At 36.6% G+C, this 18,742-nt stretch carries 18 protein-coding genes and 1 other annotated feature; of the genes, 16 read left to right on the top strand and 2 right to left on the bottom strand.

What is annotated here, in order from left to right:
* Positions 1–14 precede the first annotated feature (14 nt).
* The 6 genes from IGJ32_RS07885 (at position 15) to IGJ32_RS07860 (ending at position 5,560) form a co-directional block, all read left to right on the top strand.
* Positions 15–812, top strand: coding sequence for a YveK family protein (locus IGJ32_RS07885; protein ID WP_010737789.1), 798 nt, complete (start codon positions 15–17; stop codon positions 810–812).
* A 28-nt stretch (positions 813–840) separates the two neighbouring features.
* Positions 841–1,509 (top strand): CpsD/CapB family tyrosine-protein kinase, encoded by a 669-nt coding sequence (locus tag IGJ32_RS07880; protein ID WP_025480509.1) that lies wholly within the window; start codon positions 841–843, stop codon positions 1,507–1,509.
* 81 nt (positions 1,510–1,590) lie between these two features.
* Complete coding sequence (locus IGJ32_RS07875) at positions 1,591–3,420, top strand: polysaccharide biosynthesis protein (protein ID WP_096710209.1); 1,830 nt, start codon at positions 1,591–1,593, stop codon at positions 3,418–3,420.
* A 79-nt stretch (positions 3,421–3,499) separates the two neighbouring features.
* Positions 3,500–3,958 carry a hypothetical protein gene (locus IGJ32_RS07870; RefSeq protein ID WP_430610364.1) on the top strand — a complete coding sequence of 153 codons (459 nt, stop codon included), beginning with the start codon at positions 3,500–3,502 and terminating at the stop codon, positions 3,956–3,958.
* A complete protein-coding gene (locus tag IGJ32_RS07865) occupies positions 3,943–4,779 on the top strand; it encodes an O-antigen ligase family protein (RefSeq protein WP_430610362.1) in 837 nt (278 codons plus the stop codon). Before IGJ32_RS07870 ends, IGJ32_RS07865 begins: the two co-directional genes overlap by 16 nt.
* The gene (locus IGJ32_RS07860; RefSeq protein WP_010718863.1) at positions 4,772–5,560 is read left to right on the top strand and encodes a glycosyltransferase family 2 protein; all 789 of its coding nucleotides are present in this window, start codon (positions 4,772–4,774) and stop codon (positions 5,558–5,560) included. The genes IGJ32_RS07865 and IGJ32_RS07860 overlap by 8 nt, the downstream gene beginning before the upstream one ends.
* A 92-nt stretch (positions 5,561–5,652) precedes the next feature.
* On the opposite strand, the gene IGJ32_RS07855 is transcribed toward IGJ32_RS07860, so the two are convergent.
* On the bottom strand, positions 5,653–6,354 hold the full coding sequence (locus tag IGJ32_RS07855; RefSeq protein WP_010718864.1) for a Crp/Fnr family transcriptional regulator: 702 nt from the start codon (positions 6,352–6,354) through the stop codon (positions 5,653–5,655).
* Between the two features lie 474 nt (positions 6,355–6,828).
* On the opposite strand from IGJ32_RS07855, the gene arcA reads away from it, so the two are divergent.
* The 4 genes from arcA to argS all read left to right on the top strand — a co-directional run bounded on the left by arcA (position 6,829) and on the right by argS (position 12,341).
* Positions 6,829–8,058 (top strand): arginine deiminase, encoded by a 1,230-nt coding sequence (arcA, locus tag IGJ32_RS07850; protein ID WP_010718865.1) that lies wholly within the window; start codon positions 6,829–6,831, stop codon positions 8,056–8,058.
* Positions 8,059–8,146: 88 nt separating this feature from the next.
* Positions 8,147–9,166, top strand: a complete 1,020-nt coding sequence (argF, locus tag IGJ32_RS07845; protein WP_010718866.1) for an ornithine carbamoyltransferase — start codon at positions 8,147–8,149, stop codon at positions 9,164–9,166.
* A gap of 116 nt (positions 9,167–9,282) precedes the next feature.
* Positions 9,283–10,233 (top strand): carbamate kinase, encoded by a 951-nt coding sequence (gene arcC / locus IGJ32_RS07840; RefSeq protein WP_010718867.1) that lies wholly within the window; start codon positions 9,283–9,285, stop codon positions 10,231–10,233.
* 143 nt (positions 10,234–10,376) lie between these two features.
* Positions 10,377–10,576 (top strand) — a binding site (T-box leader).
* Between the two features lie 73 nt (positions 10,577–10,649).
* Positions 10,650–12,341 carry an arginine--tRNA ligase gene (gene argS / locus IGJ32_RS07835; RefSeq protein ID WP_034698338.1) on the top strand — a complete coding sequence of 564 codons (1,692 nt, stop codon included), beginning with the start codon at positions 10,650–10,652 and terminating at the stop codon, positions 12,339–12,341.
* Between the two features lie 150 nt (positions 12,342–12,491).
* On the opposite strand, the gene IGJ32_RS07830 is transcribed toward argS, so the two are convergent.
* Positions 12,492–12,971 (bottom strand): arginine repressor, encoded by a 480-nt coding sequence (locus IGJ32_RS07830; RefSeq protein WP_010718869.1) that lies wholly within the window; start codon positions 12,969–12,971, stop codon positions 12,492–12,494.
* Positions 12,972–13,358: 387 nt separating this feature from the next.
* Here IGJ32_RS07830 and rpsB point away from each other — a divergent pair, with 387 nt between their 5' ends.
* The 6 genes from rpsB to IGJ32_RS07800 all read left to right on the top strand — a co-directional run bounded on the left by rpsB (position 13,359) and on the right by IGJ32_RS07800 (position 18,460).
* The gene (rpsB, locus tag IGJ32_RS07825) at positions 13,359–14,141 is read left to right on the top strand and encodes a 30S ribosomal protein S2 (RefSeq protein WP_010718870.1); all 783 of its coding nucleotides are present in this window, start codon (positions 13,359–13,361) and stop codon (positions 14,139–14,141) included.
* 96 nt (positions 14,142–14,237) lie between these two features.
* A complete protein-coding gene (gene tsf, locus IGJ32_RS07820; protein WP_430610358.1) occupies positions 14,238–15,119 on the top strand; it encodes a translation elongation factor Ts in 882 nt (293 codons plus the stop codon).
* A 221-nt stretch (positions 15,120–15,340) separates the two neighbouring features.
* Positions 15,341–16,063 (top strand): UMP kinase, encoded by a 723-nt coding sequence (pyrH, locus tag IGJ32_RS07815; protein ID WP_010718872.1) that lies wholly within the window; start codon positions 15,341–15,343, stop codon positions 16,061–16,063.
* A gap of 3 nt (positions 16,064–16,066) precedes the next feature.
* Entirely contained in the window at positions 16,067–16,624 is a 558-nt protein-coding gene (gene frr / locus IGJ32_RS07810; RefSeq protein WP_010718873.1) for a ribosome recycling factor, read from the top strand.
* A gap of 229 nt (positions 16,625–16,853) precedes the next feature.
* The gene (locus tag IGJ32_RS07805) at positions 16,854–17,663 is read left to right on the top strand and encodes an isoprenyl transferase (RefSeq protein WP_010718874.1); all 810 of its coding nucleotides are present in this window, start codon (positions 16,854–16,856) and stop codon (positions 17,661–17,663) included.
* Positions 17,660–18,460 carry a phosphatidate cytidylyltransferase gene (locus tag IGJ32_RS07800; RefSeq protein ID WP_010718875.1) on the top strand — a complete coding sequence of 267 codons (801 nt, stop codon included), beginning with the start codon at positions 17,660–17,662 and terminating at the stop codon, positions 18,458–18,460. Before IGJ32_RS07805 ends, IGJ32_RS07800 begins: the two co-directional genes overlap by 4 nt.
* Positions 18,461–18,742: the final 282 nt, after the last annotated feature.

Here is an 18,742-nt window from a genome sequence, read left to right as displayed (position 1 = left end):
AAAGGGGCGAAAAGATGGAAGCGGTTATTAATTTGAATGAGATTCTAAGCTGGTTAAAAAAGCGGATACTGTTGATTATTTGTACATTGATCGGCGGTTTCGCCGTTGCGACTGGAATAACTTATTTTGTTATTACACCAACATACAGTTCATCGGCTGAATTGATCGTTCAATCGAAAAACGAAATCGTCAACCATAATTTACAATCAGAAGTACATGCAAATGTACTCTTGATTAATACATATAAAGACATGATTTTAGGAGATATCGTACTTAATGAAGCAACCGAATACTTAGAAAATAAATTTGCTTATTACTTAACGAAAGATCAATTGAGAAAGAATATTCAGATTATTCAATCTTCAGATTCACAAATGTTCCATATCAAGGTGATGTCAGATGAAGCTGAAAAAGCTGCGAATATAGCAAATGTTCTTGCTTATACTTTTGAAGAAAAAGTAAAAGAAGTTTTAGACGTAAATAAAGTAACGATCACATCAATTGCGCAAGCAAATCAGCTACCGGTTTCACCCAATAAACGGTTGAATCTTTTTCTTGGTGCATTTTTAGGTTTACTTCTAGGGATCGGGATGGCTGTCTTGTTAGAAATATTGGATAAAACAGTAAAGGATGAGCATTTTCTCGCAACGATGGGGTATCCAGTCTTAGGGATAATTAGTGAAATGAGTAATAAGGAAATTGAAAGTGGGCAATCGATTCAACTCACAACATACTCTCGACAAGGAACGCATACACATAGACAACGAGCGCGTACACATCTAAGCAGAGAAAATCGGTTCACACGAAAATAGATGAGGAGACTAATACGTGAAAAATAATATGAAAAAAAAGGGTGTTCCTCTGATTAGTGCTAGTAAACAATCGTCCATGATCTCTGAACAGTATCGAACGGTTCGATCAAATATCCAATTTAGCTCATTTGATCAGGATATAAAGACAATCGTCGTTACTTCAGCAGGTCCAGAGGAAGGGAAGTCAACTGTTTCAGCGAATCTAGCGATTGTTTTTGCAAATAGCGGGAAGAAAACACTCCTAATTGATGCAGATTTAAGAAAGCCAAGTGTAGAAAGTACATTTCGTTCAACCTCGAACAGTGACGGACTAACTAACCTGTTAAAAAAAAGAAATGAATCAGCTTTCGTATTCATTCATGAAACAAATATTGCACATTTGTGGACAATGACCAGTGGACCAAAACCTCCCAATCCTTCTGAATTACTCGAGTCAAGCCGAATGAATGAAATCATTGATGAATTAAGCGTAAATTTTGATTTGATTATTTTTGATTTACCACCTGTTGTGCCTGTGACGGATGCACAGATACTAGCTTCAAAAACAGATGGTACAATCATTGTCGTGAGAGAACGAAAAACGCTAAAGCAAGAATTGTTCAAAGCAAAGGAACTATTGACGATCGCTCAGGCAAATATCTTAGGGATTGTCTATAATGGAGTAAAGAAGTCGAAAGATATCAACTACTATTATTGAGGTAGTAGATGGTGTGTTAAAATGATTGAAAGAAAATGTTGATCAAGATCGTGCATATCAAGTACTAAAGAAGGTGATTTATTGATTAAACCAACTAGAAAAATCAAAGCGATTAGTTTGGTGCTACTCGATAGTTTTCTGATCATACTTGCTAATTACATCAGTTTTATATTTATGGTTCCATTTGTTATCATCAATAGAGATTATTTGGCAATAACACTCATTTCATCAGTTGTTTGTTATCTGTTCTATGGTGGGATCTTTAAAGTATTTACAAGAATCAATCGTTATACGAATCTTAATGAGTTGTTAGGGATCTTTGCGGCACTCACTTTTATGTTATTTTCAATTTTTCCTTTGTTTTACTTGTTTAACCAGGAGCTCATGTACCAGATTAGTTTGCGATTAGTTGTTTTTTCTTACATAATGGCACTTTTATTGATTGCTAGTAGTCGGTTAGGCTGGCGGGTCTGGGTTGAATTGAAAAATAAAAATGGTCGTTCGAATGAAAAAAAAGTACGAATCTTGATCATTGGTGCTGGAGAGGGTGGACAATTACTGTATCAAAGTTTTTTAGGTTCTCAAATTGTGAATAATATTGAAGTTGTGGGCTTTGTCGATGATGATTGTAACAAATGGGGAACTTATCTTTTAGGTAAAAAAGTACTGGGAAATACCCGTGAAATAAATCAATTGATCCAGACATTCCGTATCAATATGGTTACGATAGCGATTCCTTCGTTACCAAAAAAGAAGATCCAACAGCTTGTTCAATCCATTGAAAATAAGAATATCAAGGTAAATATGGTTCCCTCTTTTGAAGAAGTAGCTACCGGAAAAATCAATGTTTCGCAATTAAAAGAAGTAGATGTGATCGATCTATTAGGAAGAGAGGAAGTTTCCCTTGACCTAGAAAGTATCAGCCATCAATTAGAAGGACAAACGATTTTAGTAACTGGGGCTGGGGGCTCGATTGGTTCAGAGATTTGTCGGCAAGTTTTGGCATTTGAACCAGCAAAGTTGATTTTACTTGGACATGGAGAAAATTCGATTTATTCGATTCATCGAGAATTAACTACATTAGATCCTCAGAGGAAAGTAGAGATTCTACCAATCATTGCTGATATTCAAGATAGAGAACGCATCTTTTATTTGATGGAAAAATACCATCCCACGATTGTTTATCATGCAGCCGCACATAAGCACGTTCCGCTGATGGAATATAATCCCACAGAAGCAATTAAGAATAATATTAACGGAACAAAAAATGTGGCGGAAGCAGCTAAAAAAAATCATGTTAAGAACTTTGTGATGATTTCTTCTGATAAAGCAAATCGCCCGCCAAATGTGATGGGAGCAACAAAAAGAATCGCAGAAATGTTAATCACAAGTCTGAACCAATCTGGTGAGACCAAGTTTTCGGCTGTCCGTTTCGGGAATGTACTTGGCTCTAGAGGGAGTGTTATTCCACTGTTTAAAGAACAGATTTTAAGAGGGGGGCCGATCACTGTCACCGATTTTCGGATGACCCGCTACTTCATGACGATCCCTGAAGCGAGCAGATTAGTTATTCAATCAGGTGCATTGGCTAAGGGAGGAGAAATTTTTGTTTTGGATATGGATAAGCCGATCAAGATCGTGGATCTAGCTAAGAATATGATCCATTTGAGTGGTTATACAGAAGAAGATATCGAGATTGTTGAAACAGGGATACGTCCTGGGGAAAAATTATATGAAGAATTGCTATTAGAAAAAGAAAAGAAAGAAACGCAAATTTTTGAGAAGATTTTTGTTGGGGACATTAAAGGCTTTTCTTTAAAAGAAGTCACCCAGCTAATTGAACAGTTACCAGAAGATGAAAGCGAAGCAGCTAAGAAAGTTATAGCGTTTGCAAATGCTTCTAATGAATGAAGGAAAGATAGAAATGATGGTTGGAAAAATAAATCAATCAGTGAATTTTTGCTGTTAAAGGCGCACGGGGAGATAGAAAATGAAAACAATTGAAGCACATGGGTACTCATCAATTGATGAATTAACGAAAAGCAACCAAAAAATTTTAGGAAGGTTATTTTACTTATTGGGATTTACACTCTGTATTTCGCGTGTTTTTTTCGGGATCAATATGTCAATAAGTGATGTATTTATGGTGCTATTAGTTGGCTACCTTCTACTAATGAAAAAAGTGGTGTTCAGTAAACAATTAGTACTATTTTTTATTGGGGTTATTTGTTGGCGGTTATTGTCCACGATATTGTTAAGTTCATGGGTGGATACTTCTGTTTCGCTTTTTTCAGTCATCATGACGGGACAAAAATTTTTCGTCAATCTCCTTTATTTGATTCTAACGATCTCGATCCTTCATATAAATCCAGAGTTGAAAAAAGATTTTTTATCTGGGGTAAAAGTCGGAACACTTTTTTTGGCTGTCTTAGTATGTTCATTTTTCTAGTAGCTCCAGCAAGTTTGAAATCATTTGTTTTGTTCGGTGATCTACGTTTGAAAGGATTCATGAATGATCCTAACTATTTTGCTTATCTTCAAACATGTGGCTACTGTATCTGGTACTTAAGACCATTTAAAGGTAAGTGGAAGAACCTGATTGCATTCATGGGTTATACATTCTGTATTTTGTTATCTGCTTCCAAAACAGGGGTTGTAGCGTTTTTAGTAATCAATTTGTTATTTCTAATTCAAAAATTATTTAGGAAAAATATCAACGTCAAACATCTTGTAATGACAATCATGACAGCGAGTGTATTGATTATCGGTACGCATTTTCTTTTTGCTGATTATGTAAGTAATTTAATTGTACGTTTTCTTTCCATTCCGCAATTTGTCCGATTTGAGGGAGTCTTCACTAATTTTTATGGCGCAATCGTTGCTGGAGGTTCCGGTAGAACAGAAGCTTGGAAAACAGCACAACTTTTGTTAACGCGGACTCATTTCATGGGTATCGGTTTCGTTGACTACTCTTCAGTTGCTTTATCAGTTAGTGGAAGCCCGACGATTGCTCATAATACTTTTTTACAAATAGCTGTTGAATGGGGAATAGTCCCAACGATGATGGGAATGTTGTTGGTATTTGGTCAGTTTGTCAGAAAATTAATGCTGAAAAAATGGTTGCTGTGTCTCTTAATATTAGCGAATATTATTTTTTCTTTTAGTATTTCTTTACAAAATTCACGATTACTATGGATCTTAGTAGGTTTACTCGTTGTGAAAGAACAGGGATCTCTAGTAAATGGAAAAAAGGAGCAGTCAAATGATTAGTGTGATTATCCCCACTTTCAATGCAGAAAAATCGATTGAGCGAGCAGTCAATTCTGTACTAAGACAAAGCTATCAAGATTTTGAAATCATTATTGTCGATGATCGATCAACAGATCATACTTGGGAACTTTTAACGAAATTAAAAAAACAAGATCAACGTATCAGAATCTATCAAAACGCTAGAAATTCTAAAAGTGCTTATACTCGCAACCAGGCAATCAAACATGCACGGGGGAACTACATTATGCAACTAGATGACGATGATTATTGTCACGTGGAACGTATGGCAAAGCAAGTAGCGTTTTTGGAGGCTCATCCAGAATTTGGTTTTGTTGGCAGTAATGCCTATTTATGGGACCAAGAGGGTGTCTATGGTGAACGGGTGGTCAAAGAACGACCTGAAATAAAAGATCTCTTGAAAACGAGTCCGTTCATCAATCCATCGGCTATGTTTAGAAAACACATCTTAGAATCTGTAGCGGGTTATCGAGTTTCAAAAGATACTGTTAGAGGACAAGATTATGACCTATATATGCGGTTATATGCGAAGGGACACAAAGGTTATAATTTACAAGAAAACTTAGTTTATTACTATCAAGATAAAGAGTATTATAAAAAAATTTCCTGGAAAAATCGCCTTGGGGAAAGTCGGTTGAAATATCGTAATTTCAAAGAATTACAGGTTGCTAAAGTTCATTATCTGTATGTCTTGAAACCACTAATAGCGATAATGATTCCTAGACACCTCCTATTTTGGCATCAGCACCGCAAACAAGGATGAATAGGTTTCTTTGTTTCCTTTACAAATAAATCAGGCTTAGACAAAAAATAAAACATACTAAGATAAGGACAGCCTCATCTTAGTATGCTTTTTTATTCTCTTAAAGCAGGCGTCACAGCAGTTTTACAAAAAGTAAACCGTTTCTTTTGGTAATCTAATAAACCAGAATCTTTTAACTGTTTGATTACTTGTCCAGCAGTCTCTCTCGTTGTCCCACTATTAACCGCTAATTCTTTTAGTGTGATAGGGTATGGAATTTCGACATGGCCATCTGTGGTTGGTATGCCAAGCTCTTCTTTTAAAATGAATAAGTTTTGTTTCACTCGATCAAAAGCGCTAGAAGTTAAACCGATCTGTATCCGCAGTTCGTGCATCGCTACTACTTTTGAGATTTTATGGATCATATAGAGTAATTGTTTTGGATTGTTTTTCGCAATTTTTTCATAACAAGATACTGGGAAAGAGAAAGTTTCGATGTCTGTCATTGCTTGAGCAGTGTATGAATAAATTCCTTCTTCAAAAATACCAGACATTGGGAAAAGGTTATTTGGATTGACATAATCATAATAATAATAAGTAGCACTTTCATCATATCGTTCTAGACGAACCAATCCTGATGTTAAAATGTAGAGACGTTGTCGTTCATCTCCTTCATCAAATAAAATTTGTCCTTTTTTATAAGAACGAAGGATCGTATGCTCTTTAATGAGCTCAAATTCCTCGTCAGTAAAGTTTTCAAAATCAGGTTGATAGCGTAACTTTGAAAAATGATAATCAATTCTATTTATACGCATAAAACTCCCACTCCTTACTTTCAGCTACATACTATATTGTGACTGGTTTTGGCTTAAATGTAAAGTTTTAACCTAGAAGAAAAATCATGGTTAAAAAAGCAATTTTATTCTTTGTGATCAGTCTTTTTTGTTATTATGAATAATTTATACGGATAGATTGCATAATTCTTTTTAATGATTGGTATTTTTGTATAAAAAACACAATTATTACATAAAGCAAGCGCTATCAACCTTGTGAAATATCGAAAAAGAAAATATTCAAAAATAATTTTTTAATGAATAAATATTTTTTTGAGAGAGTTTTCAGTATAAAAAAAGTGATAAAAGTTAATAAAAAATGTAAAAACGTTTATTTATTTAATTGTCTTCTAATAATGTGAAATTGCTCTCGTTTTAGATGAGAAGAAATTATGAAAGTGGTTACAAAAAGGCGGTATTCTATGTATGTAATCAAAACGAAGGAGGCAACACAACATGGATAAACCTATTCACGTTTTCTCTGAGATAGGGAAGTTAAAGACAGTTTTATTGAAACGACCTGGACAAGAAGTGGAAAATTTAACACCAGATATTATGGACCGTCTGTTGTTTGATGATATTCCATATCTGCCAATCGCACAAGAAGAGCATGACTATTTTGCAAAGACATTGCAAGATGAAGGCGTCGAAACTTTATATCTAGAAAAATTAGCTGCAGAAGCAATTGATGCCGGCAATGTCAAAGAACAATTTTTAAATAAAATGTTAGACGAATCCCACATTGCATCTTCTGCTGTAAGAGATGGTCTTCATGAGTTCCTTCTATCAATGGAAACCCAAGAAATGGTAGATAAAATTATGGCGGGTGTCCGCACGAAAGATATTTCAGTTCGTTCAAACAGTCTGTATGATCTTTCTTCAGATGACGACTATCCATTCTATATGGACCCAATGCCAAACCTTTACTTTACACGTGATCCTTCTGCATCAATGGGAAATGGGATGACTGTTAACATGATGACATTTGAAGCACGTCGTCGTGAATCAATGTTTACTGAATACATCTTGAAACATCACCCACGTTTTGCGAACAAAGGGGTTGAAGTATGGTTAGATCGTGAAAACCCTGATCACATCGAAGGTGGAGATGAATTAATCCTAAGTGACAAAGTCGTCGCTGTAGGTATCTCACAACGAACAAGCGCTAAAGCAATCGAAAAATTAGCACGTAATTTATTTGCTAAACATGCAGGCTTTGAAAAAGTCCTAGCAATCAAGATTCCTAACAATCGAGCAATGATGCATTTAGATACTGTGTTTACAATGGTTGATCATGATAAATTCACGATCCATCCAGCAATCCAAAGTAAAGAAGGAAAAATGGATGTCTTTACGATCGAACAAGCAGGCGATGACATCAAGATCGCCCATTCTGATGACTTACAAGCGTCATTAAAAGCTGCGTTAGGTTTAGATGATTTAGTCTTGATCCCAACTGGTAATGGCGATGCGATCGTTGCTCCTCGTGAACAATGGAATGATGGTTCTAATACTCTGGCAATCGCACCAGGTGTTGTCGTAACGTACAACCGTAACTATGTATCCAATGAATTATTACGTAGCTATGGCATCAAAGTATTGGAAATCAATTCAAGTGAGTTGTCACGCGGTCGTGGTGGTCCACGTTGCATGAGCCAACCATTAGTACGTGAAGATTTAAAATAATATGAATGCTAGTGGCAGTCTAACTGTCAGCTGCCACTAGATTTCCTCTTTAAAACAAAAACAAACAACCTAAAGGAGAATTTTAGTTATGAAAGAGTCAGTATTTCAAGGAAGAAGTTTATTAGCAGAAAAAGATTTTACAAAAGAAGAATTACAATATCTAATCGATTTTTCTGAGCACTTAAAAGATTTGAAAAAACGTGGCATTCCACATCACTACTTAGAAGGTAAAAACATTGCACTTTTATTTGAAAAAACGTCTACTCGTACACGTGCAGCTTTTACAACTGCAGCAATCGATTTAGGTGCGCATCCTGAATATCTAGGTGCCAATGATATCCAATTAGGTAAAAAAGAATCAACAGAAGATACAGCTAAAGTATTAGGTCGAATGTTTGACGGAATTGAGTTCCGCGGCTTTAGCCAAAAAATGGTGGAAGAACTAGCAGAATTTTCTGGTGTTCCAGTATGGAATGGTTTAACAGATGAATGGCATCCAACACAAATGATCGCAGATTTCTTAACAATCCAAGAAAACTTTGGAACAGTTGAAGGAATCACAGTGGCATATTGTGGTGACGGACGTAACAACATGGCGAACTCTTTACTTGTGACTGGGGCTATTTTAGGTGCAAACATGCGTATCGTAGCACCAAAAGAATTACAACCAGAAGAAGAAATCGTTAAAATGGCAGAAGAATTTGCTGCTAAATCTGGTGCACAATTAATGATCACTGATGACGTGGATAAAGGTGTTGACGGTGCTGACGTACTTTATTCAGATGTTTGGGTATCAATGGGTGAAGAAGATAAATTTGAAGAACGAATCAAATTGTTGAAACCTTACCAAATCAACATGGAAATGATCGAAAAAACGCACAATACTGACCGTTTGATTTTCTTACATTGCTTACCAGCATTCCATGATACTAACACAATCTATGGTGAACAAATGAAAGAACGCTTCGGCATTACTGAGATGGAAGTTACTGATGAAGTCTTCCGCAGTAAATATGCACGTCAATTCGACCAAGCAGAAAACCGCATGCATTCAATCAAAGCGATCATGGCAGCAACACTTGGTAACTTGTTTATTCCTCGTGTGTAACGGTTAATCACATTCATCTCAAGAACAAAACGAGTCAGCTTTAATGGACCTCATCATGGGCTGGCTTGTTTTGTCATTGAGAAAATTCAGAACTCTCTGGAGAAAGGAAGACAAATATGGCAAATCGTAAAGTAGTTGTCGCATTAGGTGGTAATGCGATTTTATCAACAGATGCAAGTGCAAAAGCACAACAAGAGGCATTGATGGAAACAGCAAAATACTTAGTAAAATTCATTGAACAAGGGGATGAGTTGATCATTTCTCACGGGAATGGACCACAAGTAGGAAATTTGCTGATCCAACAACAAGCAGCTGACTCAGAAAAGACACCAGCGATGCCTTTAGATACTTGTGTTGCAATGACAGAAGGATCAATTGGGTATTGGTTACAAAATGCAATGGGTGAAGTATTGAAAGAAAAAGGCATCGATAAAGATGTGGTTTCACTTGTTACGCAAGTCATCGTTGATGAAAACGATCCATCATTTAAAAACCCAAGCAAACCAGTAGGACCATTCTATACCGAAGAAGAAGCCAATGAACAAATGAAAGCTGATTCAACAGTAACCTTTAAAGAAGATGCTGGTCGTGGCTGGCGTAAAGTAGTGGCTTCTCCTAAACCAATTTCAATTAAAGAAGCACGAGTGATTGAAACGCTAGTAGAACAAGGCGTGATTACAGTCTCTGTTGGTGGTGGCGGAATTCCTGTTGTGGAAACGGCAACTGGCTTAGAAGGTAGAGAAGCGGTCATCGATAAAGATTTTGCTTCTGAAAAATTAGCGGAAATTATCGATGCAGATCTATTGATCGTTTTAACTGGAGTAGATAATGTTTATGTAAATTATCAAAAACCAGATCAAAAGAAACTAGAAACTGTTTCAGTTTCAGAAATGAAGCAATACATTGATGAAAATCAATTTGCACCAGGAAGTATGCTGCCAAAAGTCGAAGCGGCAATTGCCTTTGTTGAGGCAAAACCAAAAGCTAAAGCGATTATTACTTCTTTAGAAAATATCGAGAACCTTCTCGCATCTGAAGAAGGAACGATCATCGTAGCGGATAACTAAGAATTCTTTTTCTTAGGAAATGAACTATGTTAAAAAGTGTCCAGTTGGTATTTCTTCTCCTTTAGACCTTCTGGACATTTTTTATAAGAAATCCCTAGCCAGCAGTTTTTTTTTCTGCTATAATTCAATTAATATAATAATTTCATAGTTTGTTGAACAAGAGAGTAATTGTATTTACTTGATCAAAGCGAGTTTGGGTGTGGTGAAAGCCAAACGAGAGGATACAATGAAGCGCACTTGGAGAACTCTGTCTAAGACAGACGGCTATCAACCGATATCAGATGAAGCTGGTCCTAGCAAATAGGACAACTGGAGTGGTACCGCGGGATATCTCGTCTCTAGTGATCATAGTTATCTATGATCACTAGAGATTTTTTTGTTTTCAGCAAACAAAAGTATTTATAGGAGGAATGTAAATGAATAACAAAGATATTGTATCAAAAGCGATCTATGACGTTGTCAAAGACGATCTTACAATGGAACAAGTAGAAAAACTATTAGAAAATCCAAAATCTGCAGACCATGGGGATGTAGCCTTTCCTGCCTTTTCATTAGCGAAAATCTATCGAAAAGCCCCTCAACAAATTGCAGCTGACCTAGCAGAAAAAATCGATTCAACAAACTTTGAAAAAATCGAAGTGGTTGGTCCTTACTTAAACTTCTTTATGAATAAAGCGATGATCAGTAAAGAAGTTTTGGCTTCTGTCGTGAAAGAAAAAGAACATTATGGCGACAGCTCCATCGGAAATAACGGAAACGTACCAATCGATATGTCTTCTCCTAATATTGCAAAGCCGATTTCAATGGGGCATTTGCGTTCTACAGTTATCGGGAACTCCATCGGATTTATCATGGAAAAATTAGGCTACAACCCGATTCGTATCAATCATTTAGGAGATTGGGGCACACAGTTTGGGAAACTGATTGTGGCTTATAAAAAATGGGGTTCAGAAGAAGCAGTACGTTCTGAACCAATCAATGAATTGTTGCGTCTGTATGTTCAATTCCATGAAGTGGCTGAAACAGAACCAGAATTGAATGATGAAGCACGTTCATGGTTTAAACGTTTGGAAGAAGGCGACAAAGAAGCCATTGAATTATGGCAATGGTTCCGCGACGAATCTATGAAAGAGTTCAATAAAATCTACGATCTATTAGAAGTTCGTTTTGATTCTTTAAATGGTGAAGCTTTCTATAACGATAAAATGGATGAAATCGTAGAACTTTTAGAAGAAAAACATTTATTGCAAGCAGATAAAGGTGCTGAAATCGTTGACTTATCAGCTTATGATTTGAACCCAGCGTTGATCAAGAAATCAGATGGTGCAACACTTTATATCACTCGTGATTTAGCAGCAGCTCTTTACCGCAAACGCACCTATGATTTTAAACAATCATTGTATGTTGTCGGAAACGAACAAAGTTATCACTTCAAACAATTGAAAGCTGTTCTTAAAGAATTAGGCTTTGATTGGTCAGATGATATGCATCACATCCCATTCGGATTGATTACTCAAGGTGGTAAAAAACTATCAACACGTAAAGGGAAAATTGTTTTACTTGAAGAAGTGCTAAATGAAGCCATTGACTCTGCTAAAGAACAGATCAGTGAGAAAAATCCTGATTTAGAAAATAAAGATGTGGTAGCTAAACAAGTCGGTGTTGGCGCAGTTATCTTCCATGATTTAAAAAACGATCGCCTAAATACATTTGACTTTAATTTAGAAGAAGTTGTACGTTTCGAAGGTGAAACAGGACCTTATGTACAATATACACATGCTCGTGCTGTCAGCTTGTTAGCAAAAGCCGACTTTACGCCATCGACAGATCAAGAATACGCCTTGAATGATGAAAACAGCTGGGAAGTTGTAAAATTGATTCAAAAATACCCAGAAACTGTTTTACAAGCAGGTGAAAAATACGAACCGTCTATTATTGCGAAACATGCAATCAAGTTAGCTCAAGCATTTAATAAATATTATGCACATACTAAAATTTTAGTTGAAGATGACCAAAAAGAAGCGCGTTTAGCATTAGTTTATGCTGTAACAGTCTTGTTAAAAGAAGATTTACGTTTGCTTGGCTTACACGCACCAGATAAAATGTAAGAAAAGTAACGTACACAAATAAACCGTCCCTTACGAAAGGCTTACTTATAATAGTAGCTTTCGTGAGGGGCGGTTTATTTTATATAGAAGTGATTGGGACAGATATCATCCATTCATTGATTCATGTTGCGTTGATTAAATTTAGTTGGCTTAAAAAAGTGTTGTTTCTTTGGGAGCATGTAAGAAGGCTTCCACCAATTTTGCTTCTTCTTCATCTTTGGAAATGATAATGGTTGTATCGAACCCGGCAATCGTACTGACGATATGAGGTGGTTTGATATCGTCTAAAACGGCAGCGAAAAGATGTGCGTTGTCTGGTAAGGTATGGACGACCGTCAGAAAATGGACCCGTTCCACTTTTAACACGATGTCTTCGATCATTTGGACTAACCGTTTTTCATCATCTGTTTTTGCTTCGAGTCCTTTTTTTCCTTGAAAAAGAACAAAATGGGAAACGCCATTTTCATCTGGTACTTTTACGATTTTTAAGTCACGAATATCTCTGGAAATCGTAGCTTGTGTCGCTGTCACACCATAATCCTCCAGTTTGGCCAAGAGTTCTTCTTGTGTACGGATCGTAAATTCCCCGATCACTTGTTTAATAAGTAAATGTCGCTCAGATTTACGCATATTCTTTCTCCTTTACGAAAGATTTCACATGTATCATATCAAAAAAAAATCGAGTTGCCCAATATTATTCTGATTTATGAGATAACTCTAGGAATTATGATCATTTGTTAATGAGAGAGTAAAGCATAAAAGATGAGAATAAATGCAGAGGCAACTAGAGATTTCTCTTGATATTTACTAGCAAGTCAGGTAAAATATTGAATGTTGAGCAAGAATGTCTCTTTAGCTATTGCTATACAGGTAGGTTACTTGTATAATGTTTGAAGATGCTTTTTGTATCAATAAATCCACATTCCTGTTGGATCGTTGATAGGTGCTTGAAAAAGTTTGTCAGCGAGGTAAAAGACAGGAAGAGGAAAAATAAAAACCAAATCGGAGGAAACAAAAATGGCAGTAATTTCAATGAAACAATTACTAGAAGCCGGCGTACATTTTGGTCACCAAACTCGTCGCTGGAACCCAAAAATGAAGAAATATATCTTCACAGAAAGAAACGGAATCTACATCATCGACTTACAAAAAACTGTTAAGTTAGTAGATGCAGCTTATGACTACATGAAGAGCGTTGCAGAAGAAGGCGGCGTAGCTTTATTCGTAGGTACGAAAAAACAAGCACAAGAAGCAATCAAAGATGAAGCAACACGTGCTGGACAATACTTTGTAAACCATCGTTGGTTAGGTGGAACATTGACTAACTGGGATACAATCCAAAAACGTATCAGCCGTTTGAAACAAATCAATGCAATGGAAGAAGATGGAACTTTTGAAGTTCTACCTAAAAAAGAAGTTGCTGGTTTGAACAAACAACGTGAACGTCTTGAAAAATTCTTGGGTGGTATCGCTGATATGCCAAGAATTCCAGATGTAATGTACATCGTTGACCCACGTAAAGAGCGCATTGCTGTTCAAGAAGCGCATAAATTAAATATCCCAATCGTAGCTATGGTTGATACAAACTGCGACCCAGACGAAATCGACGTAGTTATCCCTTCAAATGACGATGCAATCCGTGCCGTTAAATTGATTACTTCAAAAATGGCTGATGCATTTATCGAAGGTAACCAAGGGGAAGACCAAGTAGTTGAAGAAGACTTTGTAGTAGAAAACAATGCTACTTCAATCGAAGAAATCGTTGACGTTGTAGAAGGCGACAACACTTCAGCAGAATAATTTTTAAATGATGGAGCTGTTTCAAAGGCTAGGCGACAAGCCTCACTCTCCTTTGAAACAGCTTTTTTTAAAAAGAAACTATAGGAGGATACAATAATGGCAGACGTAACAGCTAAAATGGTAAAAGAACTACGCGAAATGACAGGCGTAGGTATGATGGATGCGAAAAAAGCATTAGTTGAAGTAGAAGGCGATATGGAAAAAGCAGTAGATCTTTTACGTGAAAAAGGAATGGCTAAAGCAGCTAAGAAAAATGATCGTATTGCAGCTGAAGGATTAGCTTCAGTAGCAATCAAAGGAAATACTGCAGCAATCGTTGAAGTTAACTCAGAAACAGACTTTGTTTCTAAAAACGAAATGTTCCAAGATCTAGTGAAAGAAATCGCTGAACTTGTTGCAGAAAACAAACCTGCAGACATGGAAGCTGCAATGAAGATCAAAACAGAAAAAGGTACGATCGAATCTGACTTGATCGAAGCAACACAAGTAATCGGAGAAAAAATCAGCTTCCGTCGTTTTGAAGTAGTTGAAAAAGAAGATAACGCTGCTTTCGGTGGTTACTTACACATGGGCGGACGTATCGCTGTATTGACTGTTTTAGATGAAACAACTGATGAATCTGTAGCAAGAGACGTTGCTATGCACGTAGCTGCAATCAATCCTCGCTATGTAAACGAAACTCAAATTCCTGAAGCTGAATTAGAACATGAAAAAACTGTTCTTACAGAACAAGCTTTAAACGAAGGTAAGCCTGCTAATATCGTTGAAAAAATGGTAGAAGGACGCTTGAAGAAATTTAAAGCAGAAATCGCTTTGGTTGACCAACCATTCGTTAAAGATCCTGATATGACTGTTGAAAAATATGTTGCTTCTAAAGGTGCTACAGTGAAAACTTTTGTACGCTTTGAAGTTGGCGAAGGAATCGAAAAACGCGAAGACAACTTTGTTGAAGAAGTTATGAACCAAGTGAAAAAATAATTCTGAAAATTGAGTATATGTTATCTAATGTTGATTCATTTTGCGAGTCACTTTTTAAATGTTGGATCAACATTAGATAGTATGCTTATTTGGAATTAAAAAGGAGCAGCGACGTATGTCACAGCTCTTTTTTTTAGGCATAGGTACAAATAGTTAGACTTTTAGTGGCTAAATTACCTGAATATGGTAAAATAGCAATAGAAAATATTGGAGGAATGAACATGGTCACACCGAAATATCAGCGTGTTGTCTTAAAATTAAGTGGAGAAGCTTTAGCTGGGAATGAAGGCTTTGGAATCAAACCGCCTGTTATTAAAGAAATCATCCAAGAAATCAAAGAAGTACACGAATTAGGCGTTGAAATGGCAATCGTGGTAGGCGGCGGCAATATTTGGCGCGGACAAATCGGTGCTCAGATGGGAATGGAACGTGCTCAAGCTGATTACATGGGGATGCTGGCAACTGTAATGAATGCTTTAGCGTTGCAAGATACTTTGGAAAATGTTGGTGTGCCAACACGTGTCCAAACATCAATCGAAATGCGACAAATTGCTGAACCATATATTCGCAGAAAAGCAGAACGTCATTTAGAAAAAGGCCGAATCGTGATTTTTGCAGGTGGAACTGGGAATCCATACTTTTCAACAGACACCACTGCAGCATTACGCGCAGCTGAGATTGGCGCTGATGTTATTTTAATGGCTAAAAACAATGTTGATGGTGTTTATTCAGCTGATCCAAAATTAGATTCAAATGCTGTGAAATTTGAAGAATTGACTCATTTAGAAGTGATTGCAAAAGGGTTGCAGGTAATGGACTCTACCGCTAGCTCACTAAGCATGGACAATGACATCCCATTGCTTGTCTTTAATTTAAATGAACATGGAAATATCCGTCGTGCAATCTTAGGCGAAAATATCGGAACAACTGTAAGGGGGAAATAAAAAATGGCAGATGCAATTATGACAGAAGCAAAAGAAAAGATGCAAAAAGCAGCACAAAATTTACAACGTGAGCTTGGACAAATTCGTGCAGGACGTGCCAATGCAAGTTTACTTGATCGAATCACAGTTAATTATTATGGTGCACCAACACCTTTGAACCAAATGGCTTCAATCCAAATCCCGGAAGCACGTGTTTTAATGATCACTCCATTTGATAAGAGCATTTTACAAGATGTTGAAAAAGCAATTATGGCAAGTGATATTGGAATCAGTCCAACCAATGATGGGAATGTCATTCGTTTAATTATTCCTCAATTAACTGAAGAACGTCGTAAAGAATTAGCAAAAGATGTAAAAAAAGAAGCAGAAAATGCGAAAATCGCTGTTCGTAACATTCGTCGTGATGCAATTGATGAATACAAAAAACAACAAAAAAATGGCGATATCACAGAAGATGATCTACGTGGATTAGAAAAAGAAGTACAAAAACTAACCGATGAAAGCATCAAAGAAGTAGATAAAATCGCTAGTGACAAAGAACAAGAATTACTGGAAGTTTAATCATAAAGCTTGGTAGAATCAGTCTTTTATCAATGCCGTTTATGTATTTTTACACCTACTAAAAAGCCTTGGACGATTTCTTGTCCTAGGCTTTTTTTATAGCAAAAGTTAAAAAATAAGAAAAAAGTCGTAGAAATAACTAAAAAAAGTAATCCAGCATAGGAAATCACGTGATAAATTGATATAATACTAAAGATAGTGGTAACTTTTAAGTATAGGAGGAAAAAGAATGTTACGTTTTTTTCCGCAAAAAAACAAGTATATTCAAGAAAAAAGTGATTTTCATTTTGCGGCTGAAGGTCCCATTCCTCAGCATATCGCAATCATTATGGACGGAAATGGTCGTTGGGCCCAAAATCGACGTTTACCTCGAGTTGCTGGACATAAAGAAGGGATGGAGACAGTTAAAAAAGTAACCAAACAAGCTTCTCGTTTAGGTGTGAAAGTTTTAACCCTCTATGCTTTTTCAACAGAAAATTGGAAACGACCAAAAGATGAAGTCCGTTTTTTGATGCAACTTCCAGTGGATTTTTTTGATACATTTGTTCCAGAATTGATCAAAGAAAACGTTCAGGTTCGTGTTATGGGCTATGAAGAAGTATTACCTGAACATACACAAGATGCTGTTCGTCGAGCAATTGAGCAAACAAAAGATAATACTGGAATGATCCTTAACTTTGCTTTGAATTATGGAAGCAGAGCAGAGATTGTGACAGCAGTCAAAAAAATTGCTGAAGAAGTCAAAAATGAAGAAACTGCGATTGAAGCTATTGACGAAGAACTGATTGCAGATCATCTCATGACTGGTTTTTTGCCAACCGAATGGCGGGATCCTGAATTGGTTATTCGAACAAGTGGGGAAGAAAGAATTAGTAACTTCTTGCTTTGGCAACTTGCATACAGCGAATTGTATTTCACAAAAGCTTTGTGGCCTGATTTTGATGGGGCGCATCTAGAAGAAGCAATCGCAGCATTTCAAAACAGAGACCGTCGTTTCGGTGGCGTGAAGAAAACAGAGAAAGAAGGAGATCAGTCATGAAGCAACGAGTGATCACAGCTGCTATTGCCCTGGTCCTATTTATACCAATTATATGGATCGGTGGAATCACAATCGAATTTGTAGCAGCTTTGTTAGCAGTCGTCGGTGTCTATGAGTTATTCCGTATGAAGGGCTTGACGTTGTTAAGTTTTGAAGGAATATTATCAGCGATTGGAGCAGTTATTTTAGTTCTACCAAAAGAACGTTGGTTTTTCTTTTTACCGGAGAAGACAAGCACGTTTATGCTCTTTTACTTGATCGTCATGATCTTGTTAGGGACATCAGTTATTTCAAAGAATACCTATACGATTGATGAAGCGGGGTTCCCGGTAATTACTAGTTTATATGTAGGTATTGGATTTCAAAATTTCGTCAATGCAAGAACAGAAGGTTTGGCAGTCTTGCTCTTTGGATTATTTGTCGTTTGGGCAACTGATATCGGTGCTTATATGGTTGGAAGACAATACGGAAAACATAAGTTAAGTCCAGATGTTTCACCGAATAAAACAATCGAAGGAGCATTAGGTGGTATTGCTAGTGCATTAGTCGTTGCTTTGTTGTACTTCTTGTTCTATCCAGCCAAAGAATTATTTGGACATGGGCTGTTCTTCATGCTCCTTGTAACGATGCTCTTATCGATCGTGGGACAATTTGGTGATCTCGTTGAATCTTCGATCAAACGTCACTACGATGTCAAAGATTCTGGGAATATCTTACCAGGGCATGGCGGGATACTAGATCGTTTTGATAGTTTGCTTTTTGTCTTTCCAATCATGCATTTATTTGGATTGATTTAGTGATCATCAAAGACTTGAATGAGCACTTGCCTAATCGTCTACTCATTTATAAATAACAATAGTTTAATAGTATGCCAATGAGTTGTTAACTAAATATGGGTATGGGAATGAAGCATTATCTTTTTTCAAATCAATATGCGAGCTTTATGTTCACATCTTACTCAAAAAAGAATACGTGGTGTCTTAGAAGTTGTTCGTTCAGAAAATAAGCCGAATAATCCAGAAGAAAAATAGTTTTGGATTATTCGGCTTATTTCTAAAAATTGATTATTTCCAGCGCCA

This window comes from Enterococcus sp. DIV1639a (assembly GCF_050530445.1).
Lineage (GTDB): Bacteria > Bacillota > Bacilli > Lactobacillales > Enterococcaceae > Enterococcus_B > Enterococcus_B hirae.
This window is presented reverse-complemented; position numbering and strand designations above follow the sequence as displayed.